Origin of the sequence: Pseudomonas sp. TWP3-2, assembly GCF_049897765.1 — a bacterium.
Classification (GTDB): domain Bacteria; phylum Pseudomonadota; class Gammaproteobacteria; order Pseudomonadales; family Pseudomonadaceae; genus Aquipseudomonas.
In genome coordinates this window covers 280,159-289,109 of record NZ_JAFCWW010000007.1, presented here as the reverse complement: position 1 = coordinate 289,109, position 8,951 = coordinate 280,159, and the positions used below count along the sequence as shown (strand labels likewise).

Annotated in this window: 11 protein-coding genes and 1 pseudogene; 9 read left to right on the top strand and 3 right to left on the bottom strand. The window is 59.8% G+C overall.

The genetic code is table 11. The annotated features are described in order from the left end of the window. The 9 genes and pseudogenes from ACP7EE_RS13725 to ACP7EE_RS13685 all read left to right on the top strand — a co-directional run. Nucleotides 1-802: transposase (locus tag ACP7EE_RS13725; RefSeq protein ID WP_426234904.1), on the top strand; the 802-nt coding region annotated here is incomplete at its 5' end. 64 nt (nucleotides 803-866) lie between these two features. After that, on the top strand, nucleotides 867-1,388 hold the full coding sequence (gene cobU, locus ACP7EE_RS13720; protein WP_426234903.1) for a bifunctional adenosylcobinamide kinase/adenosylcobinamide-phosphate guanylyltransferase: 522 nt from the start codon (nucleotides 867-869) through the stop codon (nucleotides 1,386-1,388). Then, a complete protein-coding gene (cobT, locus tag ACP7EE_RS13715) occupies nucleotides 1,385-2,440 on the top strand; it encodes a nicotinate-nucleotide--dimethylbenzimidazole phosphoribosyltransferase (RefSeq protein ID WP_426234902.1) in 1,056 nt (351 codons plus the stop codon). The genes cobU and cobT overlap by 4 nt, the downstream gene beginning before the upstream one ends. After that, nucleotides 2,437-3,012, top strand: a complete 576-nt coding sequence (cobC, locus tag ACP7EE_RS13710; protein ID WP_426234901.1) for an alpha-ribazole phosphatase family protein — start codon at nucleotides 2,437-2,439, stop codon at nucleotides 3,010-3,012. The genes cobT and cobC overlap by 4 nt, the downstream gene beginning before the upstream one ends. A 1-nt stretch (nucleotide 3,013) precedes the next feature. After that, the gene (locus ACP7EE_RS13705; protein ID WP_426234900.1) at nucleotides 3,014-3,745 is read left to right on the top strand and encodes an adenosylcobinamide-GDP ribazoletransferase; all 732 of its coding nucleotides are present in this window, start codon (nucleotides 3,014-3,016) and stop codon (nucleotides 3,743-3,745) included. A gap of 43 nt (nucleotides 3,746-3,788) precedes the next feature. Beyond that, nucleotides 3,789-4,193, top strand: a complete 405-nt coding sequence (locus tag ACP7EE_RS13700; protein ID WP_420648072.1) for a MarR family winged helix-turn-helix transcriptional regulator — start codon at nucleotides 3,789-3,791, stop codon at nucleotides 4,191-4,193. 51 nt (nucleotides 4,194-4,244) lie between these two features. Beyond that, a pseudogene (locus ACP7EE_RS13695) lies at nucleotides 4,245-5,453 on the top strand (MFS transporter). Beyond that, nucleotides 5,450-5,572: a hypothetical protein gene (locus tag ACP7EE_RS13690; protein WP_420648074.1), complete on the top strand. Its 123-nt coding sequence runs from the start codon at nucleotides 5,450-5,452 to the stop codon at nucleotides 5,570-5,572. The pseudogene ACP7EE_RS13695 and the gene ACP7EE_RS13690 overlap by 4 nt, the downstream one beginning before the upstream one ends. A gap of 69 nt (nucleotides 5,573-5,641) precedes the next feature. Next, the gene (locus tag ACP7EE_RS13685; protein WP_426234899.1) at nucleotides 5,642-6,202 is read left to right on the top strand and encodes a glutathione peroxidase; all 561 of its coding nucleotides are present in this window, start codon (nucleotides 5,642-5,644) and stop codon (nucleotides 6,200-6,202) included. A gap of 81 nt (nucleotides 6,203-6,283) precedes the next feature. Here the strand turns inward: ACP7EE_RS13685 and ACP7EE_RS13680 are convergent, their stop codons facing one another. From ACP7EE_RS13680 to ACP7EE_RS13670, 3 genes are all read right to left on the bottom strand, one after another. Continuing rightward, nucleotides 6,284-7,555, bottom strand: a complete 1,272-nt coding sequence (locus ACP7EE_RS13680; RefSeq protein ID WP_420648076.1) for an OmpP1/FadL family transporter — start codon at nucleotides 7,553-7,555, stop codon at nucleotides 6,284-6,286. 146 nt (nucleotides 7,556-7,701) lie between these two features. Continuing rightward, nucleotides 7,702-8,184, bottom strand: coding sequence for a hypothetical protein (locus tag ACP7EE_RS13675; protein WP_426234898.1), 483 nt, complete (start codon nucleotides 8,182-8,184; stop codon nucleotides 7,702-7,704). 274 nt (nucleotides 8,185-8,458) lie between these two features. Next, complete coding sequence (locus tag ACP7EE_RS13670; protein ID WP_420648078.1) at nucleotides 8,459-8,683, bottom strand: hypothetical protein; 225 nt, start codon at nucleotides 8,681-8,683, stop codon at nucleotides 8,459-8,461. Between the last annotated feature and the right edge of the window lie 268 nt (nucleotides 8,684-8,951).

The following is an 8,951-nucleotide window of genomic DNA, read 5'->3' as shown; positions in this document are numbered from 1 at the left end:
ACAAAAATTTGCCAAGCCACTGGTCCATATCGTGGATCGAGAAGCCGACTCAGTAGCGCACATGCGGCGCTGGCAAGCCGAGGGCTGGAACTGGCTGTTACGCGTAAAAGCTGGCTCCAACGCCACTTATGAGGGCCAATCCCAGCCATTGAGCAAGATTGGTAGCGGGCTTGTTTACACAGAAACTCGCAAGGTCCAATACAAGGGGAAACCGGCGATTCAATGGGTCGGGGAAGCGTCAGTCGTACTCACCCGTAAAGCGCAGCCGTTTCTCAAAGACAGGGCCGAGCGCAAGACGCTGCACAAGGCTGGAGAGCCCTTGCCGGCACGGCTGATCATTAGCCGAATCATGGGCGCAGACGGTAGTTTGCTGGCTGAATGGTATTTGCTGAGCAATCTTGAACAGCAGGTTGCAGGCGAGCAATTGGCTCTTTGGTATTACTGGCGTTGGCGCATCGAGTCCTACTTCAAGCTGCTCAAAGGCGGCGGGCATCAGTTGGAAAATTGGCAGCAAGAAAGCGGTGAAGCTGTGTTCAAACGGCTGCTGATTGCCAGTCAGGCTTGTGCGGTGAGTTGGCGAATCATGCGGGCGGAAGGTGAGTTTGCTGAACAAACACGGGACTTTCTGGTGCGCTTGTCTGGCCGCCAAATGAAGCGCTCACAGCCGGTTACTGCTTCAGCGGTGCTGGCGGGCTTATACATGCTTTTGGCCATGTGTGAGACGTTGGAGCAACACACCCCAGAGGAGCTGGCGGCTTTTGCTAAAGAAGCCATCGGCTGGATGGCCAGCCGAAGAACTTAGATGTGTAGATACCAATGCCGCGATGGGGCCAGTCGCCACAACATACAATTTTCAGGATGCCTTCATGCTCCAACTGATCCTCGGCGGCGCCCGCTCCGGCAAAAGTCGTCTGGCAGAAAAACTCGCCAGCGACAGCGCGTTGGCCGTGACCTATATCGCCACCAGCCAGCCACTCGACGGTGAAATGAGCGAGCGCGTAGCCCATCATCGCGCGCGTCGTCCCGCCGAATGGGCGTTGATCGAAGAACCGCTGGAACTGGCCCGCATCCTGCGCGAAAGCGCCAGCGCCGAGCGTTGCCTGCTGGTGGATTGCCTGACGTTGTGGCTGACCAACCTGCTGATGCTCGACGATCCCGAGCGCCTCGCCGCCGAACGCGAAGCGCTGCTTGATTGCCTGGCGACGCTGCCGGGGGAAATCATTTTTGTCAGCAACGAGACCGGAATGGGTGTCGTGCCGCTGGGCGAATTGACTCGCCGCTATGTCGATGAAGCCGGTTGGCTGCATCAAGCTCTGGCCGAGCGTTGTCAGCGAGTGGTCCTGACGGTTGCCGGCCTGCCCCTGACTTTGAAAGGACCTGCTTTATGACTCAATCCTGGTGGCTGAACCCGTGCCAAGCGCTGGATGCCGATGCCGTTGCACAAGCGGCGGCACGTCAGCAGCAACTGACCAAACCTGCTGGTTCGCTCGGGCGGCTGGAATCTGTGGCGGTGCAACTGGCCGGGTTGCAGGGGCAGGTCAAGCCGCGTCTGGATCAGGTGTGGATCGCGATTTTCGCGGGCGATCACGGCGTGGTCGCTGAAGGCGTGTCGGCGTTTCCGCAGGAAGTCACCGGGCAGATGCTGCTGAACTTTGTCAGCGGTGGTGCGGCGATCAGCGTGCTGGCGCGGCAACTCGATGCGCAACTTGAAGTGGTGGATCTCGGTACGGTCACGCCGTCGCTGAATCTGCCGGGTGTGCGTCACTTGAATATCGGCCCGGGCACGGCGAATTTCGCCCACGGCCCGGCGATGACTGCGGCTCAGGGTGAACTCGCGTTGCAGGCCGGCCGCGACAGCGTGCTGCGTGCTAAAGCGGCCGGCGCGCAATTGTTTATCGGCGGCGAAATGGGCATCGGCAACACCACTGCCGCCAGTGCGCTGGCCTGCGCGTTGCTCGACTGCCCGGTGATTCACCTGACCGGCCCCGGCACCGGGCTGAATGCCGAAGGCGTCAGCCACAAGGTGCAAGTGATCGCGCGCGCACTGGCGCTGCATGCCGCGCAACGTGGCGATGCTTTGCAAACCCTGTTCAACCTCGGCGGTTTCGAAATCGCGGCGCTGGTCGGCGCTTATCTGGCGTGTGCCCAGGAAGGCGTTGCGGTGTTGGTTGACGGCTTTATCTGCACGGTCGCTGCGCTGGTGGCGGTGCGTCTGAATCCGGCCTGCCGCGAGTGGCTGCTGTTCGGTCATCGCGGTGCCGAGCCGGGCCACCGCCATGTGCTGGAAACGCTGAATGCCGAGCCGTTGCTGGAACTCGGTCTGCGTCTGGGCGAGGGCAGTGGTGCGGCGCTGGCGGTGCCGTTGCTGCGTCTGGCATGTGATCTGCACGGGCAGATGGCGACCTTCGCCGAAGCGGCAGTGGCGGATCGTCCGGCATGACTTTGCGTCTGGACCTACTGCGCCACGGTGAAACCGAACTCGGCGGCGGCCTGCGCGGAAGTCTTGACGACGCTTTGACCGAAAAAGGCTGGGCGCAGATGCGTGCGGCGGTGGTCGGGCAGGGGCCGTGGGATCGATTGGTCAGTTCGCCATTGCAGCGTTGTGCGCGATTCGCTGAGGAGCTCGGCGCGCAACTGGATCTGCCGGTGACGCTGGACAAGGATCTGCAAGAACTGCACTTCGGCGCTTGGGAAGGCCGGAGCGCGGCGGCGTTGATGGAGACCGATGCCGAGGCGCTGGGTTTGTTCTGGGCTGACCCGTATGGGTTTACGCCGCCGCAGGGTGAGCCGGTGATTGAGTTTTCCAGACGGGTTCTGGCAGCAGTCGAGCGGTTGCATGCAGCCTATGCAGGCGAACGCGTTTTACTGGTCAGCCATGGCGGCGTGATGCGTTTATTGCTGGCGCGCGCGCGTGGGTTGCCGCGCGAGCAATTGCTCAATGTCGAGGTCGCTCACGCAAGTCTGTTTTCGCTGAACGTCGCGGCTGACGGCGTGCTCAAGGAAGTCTGCTGAGATGCTGCCACTGTGGATCGCCCTGCAATTTCTCAGCAGCCTGCCGGTGCGTCTGCCGGGAATGCCCGCACCCGAGGCACTCGGTCGTTCTTTGCTGTTTTATCCGCTGGTGGGATTGCTGTTCGGGCTGATTCTGTGGGCGCTGAACATTGCGTTGGCCGGCGCACCAATCCTGCTGCATGCGGCATTGTTGCTGACGGTGTGGGTGCTGCTTAGCGGCGCATTGCATCTCGATGGGCTGGCGGACAGCGCCGATGCCTGGCTCGGTGGGTTTGGTGATCGCGAACGCACGCTGCTGATCATGAAAGATCCGCGCAGCGGGCCGATTGCGGTGGTGACGCTGGTGTTGGTGCTGCTGCTGAAGTTTGCGGCGTTGCTGGCGGTGATCGAGCAGCAGCAAAGCGTGGCTTTGATCATCGTGCCGCTGATCGGGCGCGCAGCGTTGCTCGGATTATTCCTGACCACGCCGTACGTGCGCGCCGGTGGATTGGGGCAGGCGCTGGCGGATCATCTGCCGCGCAAGGCGGGTTGGCGGGTGCTTGCGGCAAGTGCGTTGGGTTGCGTGTTGCTGGCTGGATTCAGCGGATTTATTGCGTTGCTGGTGGCGCTCGCAGGGTTTGTCTGGTTGCGGCACCTGATGGTGCGGCGCTTGGGCGGAACCACCGGTGATACCGCTGGCGCTCTGTTGGAATTGCTCGAGATGGCAGTCCTCGTCGGACTGGCATTATTTTGATGTGTAACTTGATTTAACAGACTCGCGGGTATATACACGCATCATGCTTCCTTCTCAGTGTTTGTGCACTAACCTGCGTCGCGCCGCTCGTGGCGTCAGCAGGCATTACGACGGCGCCCTCGACGGCTTCGGGATCAACGTTGCCCAGTATTCTCTGTTGTGCAACTTGCAGCGGCTGGACCAACCGAGCATCTCCGAGCTGGCCGAAGCGATGGGCCTGGATCGCAGCACCCTCGGGCGCAATCTGCGGGTGCTGGAAGGCGAGGGCCTGGTAGCGCTGGCCGAGGGCGAAGACATGCGTAACCGCATCGTCAAGCTCACCGAAATCGGTGCACATCGCTTGGCAGCGGCCCTGCCGGCCTGGGAAGCGGCGCAGCAGCGATTGATCGATAAACTGGGCGCCGAGAAGCGTGAAACCTTGCTGAGACTGCTGGACGAACTGGCGTAACGCCGGTTTTGCCGACCTAAGCGGGTATATACCTGTGACTGGAGAATAATAATGAGTTCAATGTGGCGTACGTGCGGTTGGGTGTTGCTCGGGAGTGCGCTGATTCTGGCGTTGTCATTGGGCGTGCGCCATGGTTTCGGTCTGTTTCTGTCGCCGATGAGCGCCGAGTTCGGCTAGGGGCGCGGTGTGTTTGCCTTCGCCATCGCCCTGCAGAATTTGATTTGGGGTCTGGCGCAGCCGTTCACCGGGGCACTCGCCGACCGTTTTGGCGCGGCAAAAGTGGTGCTGGTCGGCGGCGTGCTCTACGCCCTCGGACTGGTCTTCATGGGCTTGTCTGATTCGGCGGTGACGCTGTCGCTGAGTGCCGGATTGTTGATCGGCCTCGGCCTGTCCGGGACTTCGTTCTCGGTGATTCTTGGTGTAGTTGGTCGCGCCGTGCCGCCAGAGAAACGCAGCATGGGCATGGGTATCGCCAGTGCCGCCGGCTCCTTCGGCCAGTTCGCCATGCTCCCCGGCACGCTCGGGCTGATCAGCTGGCTCGGCTGGTCGGCGGCATTGCTGGTGCTGGGTTTGCTAGTGGCGCTGATCGTGCCGTTGGTGAGCATGCTCAAGGACAAGCCGCTGCCGGTGCTCGGCCACGAACAAACCCTGTCCGAAGCGTTGCGCGAAGCCTGCTCGCACTCCGGTTTCTGGCTGCTGGCGTTCGGTTTTTTTGTCTGCGGTTTTCAAGTGGTGTTCATTGGTGTGCATCTGCCGGCATATCTGGTCGATCAGCATTTGCCGGCGACGGTTGGCACCACGGTGCTGGCGTTGATCGGGCTGTTCAACATCTTCGGCACCTACACCGCCGGCTGGCTCGGCGGGCGTATGTCCAAGCCGCGTCTGCTCACCGGGTTGTACTTGCTGCGGGCGGTGGTGATCGGCTTGTTCCTTTGGTTGCCGGTGACGACGATCACGGCGTATGCGTTCGGCATGGCTATGGGCTTCCTCTGGCTGTCGACCGTGCCGCTGACCAACGGCACCGTGGCGACCTTGTTTGGCGTGCGCAACCTGTCCATGCTCGGTGGCATCGTGTTCCTGTTCCATCAGCTCGGCTCGTTCCTCGGCGGCTGGCTGGGCGGGGTGGTGTATGACCGAACCGGGAGTTATGACTTGATCTGGCAAGTGGCGATTCTCTTGAGCCTGTTGGCGGCCGCGCTGAACTGGCCGGTGCGCGAGCGTCCGGTGGCGCGCCTGCAAACCCGGGCGAACGCTGCATGAATCGTTACTGGCCGCAGATCCTCGTTACTGCACTCGGCGCCGCATTGCTCGCGCTGGTGTGGTGGGGCTGGCATCAGGGGGGACTGGCGCTGATGCAACTGGGCATGAGCATTTGCTAGAAAGCCGCTTGCTAGCAGGCGGCGAGCGCGAGTAACGTCGAAGCCTGACGACTTAGAAGGATGCCCGACATGCTCAAGCGCTGGTGTGCTGTTCCTGCGTTGCTGATAGCGTTGACCGGACTGGCCCAGGCGGCGGACTGCCCGGAGGTGTTACAGGGTTCGCTGCCCAAGTTGCGCGCCAAGGAATCGATTGATCTGTGCCGACAATACGCCGACAAGCCGCTGGTGGTGATCAACACTGCCAGCTTCTGCGGTTTCGCCCCGCAGTTCGAAGGTCTGGAGGCGCTGAATCAGCGCTACAAGGCGCAAGGTCTGGAAATGCTCGGCGTCCCCTCGAATGACTTCAAGCAAGAGTCCAAGGACAGCGCAGAGACCGCCAAGGTTTGTTACGCCAACTATGGCGTAACGTTCAACATGACCGAGCCGCAGAAAGTCCGTGGTGACGACGCCACGCATATGTTCCAGGTGCTGGCCGCGCAGAGCAGCGCGCCGAAGTGGAATTTCTACAAGTACGTGATTGATCGTCAGGGCAAGGTCATTGCCAACTTCTCCAGCCTGACCAAACCGGATGATCCGGAATTCATCGCCGCCATCGAGAAAGCCATCGCCTCGAAACCGTTGAAACCCTGATCGACGCCCACGAAAAAGCCCCGCCTCTGTAAGGAGCGCGGGGCTTTTTGGTGGGCGAGGGGTCAGCCTCGCCGTACAGCATCAGAAGCGGTAAGTTGCGCCGACACCGAAGCCGTTTGCCGAGTTTTCATACTGGGAATTGTAAGTCTGGCCGCGTGCGTTCTCGTTGCGGATGTTGACCTTCTCTTCCTTCAGGTACGAATACGCGACGTCGATGGTCAGGTCTTCGGTCGGGCTCCAGCCGGCACCGAGGCTGAAAATCGTGCGGTCGCCGGTAGGAATACGCGGCGAACGGTCGACGTTGTTGGTCGGCGACTGGTCGAAGGTCAGACCGGTACGCAGTACCCATTCCTTGTTCAACTGATACGAAGTACCGATGGCGTAAGCCCAGGAGTCGTGCCAGTTCTGGTCTTCGGTGATTTCGCCGAACTGGCCAGCCAGTGCAGGTTGTACGCCGGAGTTCTTGACGGTGATTTCCTTCAGCTGGCTCCAGCGGGTGAAAGTCGTACCGGCGTAAACGTTCCACTGATCGTTGATCGCCTGGGTAACCGACAGATCCACCGATTCAGGCGTGGTGATCTTCAGCGAAGCGTCGTATTTCTGGCTGGAGCTGAGTCCGGCCAAGGCCAAGGCACCGTAGTTGACCTTGGTGTTGCCTTCGAGTTTGTAGTCGACTTTCGAATGGTAAGTCAGACCCACGCGAGTGCTGTCGGTAGCTTGTACCAGCACGCCGATGTTGTAGCCCAGAGCGGTGTCGTCACCCTTGATCTTGACTTTGCCGTCCGGCAGGGCCTGGGTGATCGAGAGGTTGGATTCCAGCGCACCATCGATGCGGTTGATGGTCGGACCGAAACCGATCGACACCTTGTCGTTAAAGGCGTAGCTGATCGTCGGCTGCATGGTGATGACTTGTACTTCGGACTTGCTGCCGAAGTAGCGGCCGGCGAAGCCGTTTTCGTAATCGGTAATCAGACCAAACGGGACGTATACGCCAAAACCGAATGCCCAGTGATCATCGATCGGCTTGACGTAGTAGCCCATAGGTACGGAGGTGAAGGGCACCATATCGCCTTTGTTGCTCCCGCCATTCGGGCTGGAGCTACCGTCGCTGATATCGGTCGAAGCGTCGAGGAACGCAACACCGCCAGTCACTTGTTCGCGCTTGATGCGCGACATGCCGGCAGGGTTGCCATAAACAGTACTTGCGTCGTCGGCAGAAGAAGATCGCCCGGCGTACCCAGTCCCCATCCCGCTGATGCTGTGTTCGTTGATGGCAAAGCCAGCGGCGAAAATCTGCGTGGATGCCACGGTAACGGCAAGGCTAAGGGTGGTTTTGAGCATTACTTTTTTCATTATTAGAACTCCTGGTGATCACCGGGGCGGAAATTACCAAGATTTTCGCCTCAGCGCTATAGTCCGTATGGCTTGAGTTAGAGCGGTTTTGTAGGACAATCCGACCAAATTCGCGACCTGTTGCAGGATCTTGCGAAACTGGTGGGTCAGCAAGCGACCTGATTCATGGATGAAACACAGGTTTGCCAGGCAGAGGTGAAATCGCGCAGGCGACCTTGCGGCTGAAAAGTCTGGCGCCAGATGCGCGCCATGCCCAGCAGATCGTCGGAGTCGGGGAGGATGGGGTTCTGTTCTTCTACCAGCAGCCAGGCAATGGCAGTGGCGTAACGCAGATTGACGGTCAGTTCCAGATGCGGGCCGCTGAGAAACGCATGCTGGCTGGCGAGGCCGCGCACCATGCTGGCGCGCTCCGGATCCAGCGCCAGGTAGTGATCCCACAGCGCCTGATGCCGGTGTTCGGCAATTCGGTACAGGCCGTGGCCACGGCGGTCATGCAGTGCGGAACCAAGGGCAGACTGACTGGCAGCGATACCCAGCAGCAGGGCTTCGGCAGTTGCGCAGTGGCGTCCCAGATAAATCAGCGTAGGACGAATCACATAACGGCACAGTTCGCTGGCAGCGATACCCATAAAACCCTCGAAACACGAAGTGGGCGGCGATGCCTGAGGTGGGGCTTGGCAGCGGTGGATCGAGTCAGGCTCGCCGGAAGCGGATTACGCCGCTTGAGTTGAAGTGTAGTGTCATATTCGCGACGTAAAGGTCTGTTTTTACAATATTTCCAGCGAGCAGTTATAACCGTTATATCGGTTGGTGCTTAGCCGGAAACCGGGAAAAGTGAAATATCAGGCAATAAAAAGCCCCGCGTTTTAAGCGAGGCTTTGCTTTTTCAGCCGTTTCGTCGTCTCAGGCAACCAGTGCCTGGCGAGTACGGTCAATGATAGCCTGCAGCGGTTCGGCGCTGGAGTACTGGTCGGGATACAGACGCTCGCTGTGGCGGGCGATCCCGTGTTCATTGACCAGGGTGAAGCTGAAGCAGCCTTTGCGAGCGGCCATGATCAGGCAGTTCATTGGAGCAAAAGCGTTGGTTAGGGTGCGAATGGCATCCTGAGTATGGATTTGAGTCGACATAGTTATTAGGTGTTCCTACAAATGACACGGATAAGAACCGTGCAGCGTTAAAACGTTCCAGTGACGTTGACCACCATTGGTCGAACGAAGAACCCGACTGGAACAAAGCAGCCAGTTTGAAGCGCTGATAAATTGGCGCGCTTGGGCTGGCAGGTAGGTACTTAGGAGGGCAGGCAACACATCAAGGGCAAAGGTTCTGGGCCCGGGGTGAAGATCCTGATCAATTTGCAGGTTGGTTCGGTCAGAGTAAATGTTCTTCGCAACACCC

Excerpts from the sequence above, each read along its gene's own strand:
- cobT (WP_426234902.1), top strand. The coding sequence starts at position 1,385 with ATGACTCAATCCTGGTGGCTGAACCCGTGCCAAGCGCTGGATGCCGAT.
- ACP7EE_RS13700 (WP_420648072.1), top strand. The coding sequence starts at position 3,789 with ATGCTTCCTTCTCAGTGTTTGTGCACTAACCTGCGTCGCGCCGCTCGT.
- ACP7EE_RS13690 (WP_420648074.1), top strand. The coding sequence starts at position 5,450 with ATGAATCGTTACTGGCCGCAGATCCTCGTTACTGCACTCGGCGCCGCA.
- ACP7EE_RS13705 (WP_426234900.1), top strand. The coding sequence starts at position 3,014 with ATGCTGCCACTGTGGATCGCCCTGCAATTTCTCAGCAGCCTGCCGGTG.
- ACP7EE_RS13670 (WP_420648078.1), bottom strand. The coding sequence starts at position 8,683 with ATGTCGACTCAAATCCATACTCAGGATGCCATTCGCACCCTAACCAAC.
- cobC (WP_426234901.1), top strand. The coding sequence starts at position 2,437 with ATGACTTTGCGTCTGGACCTACTGCGCCACGGTGAAACCGAACTCGGC.
- ACP7EE_RS13675 (WP_426234898.1), bottom strand. The coding sequence starts at position 8,184 with ATGGGTATCGCTGCCAGCGAACTGTGCCGTTATGTGATTCGTCCTACG.
- ACP7EE_RS13685 (WP_426234899.1), top strand. The coding sequence starts at position 5,642 with ATGCTCAAGCGCTGGTGTGCTGTTCCTGCGTTGCTGATAGCGTTGACC.
- cobU (WP_426234903.1), top strand. The coding sequence starts at position 867 with ATGCTCCAACTGATCCTCGGCGGCGCCCGCTCCGGCAAAAGTCGTCTG.
- ACP7EE_RS13680 (WP_420648076.1), bottom strand. The coding sequence starts at position 7,555 with ATGAAAAAAGTAATGCTCAAAACCACCCTTAGCCTTGCCGTTACCGTG.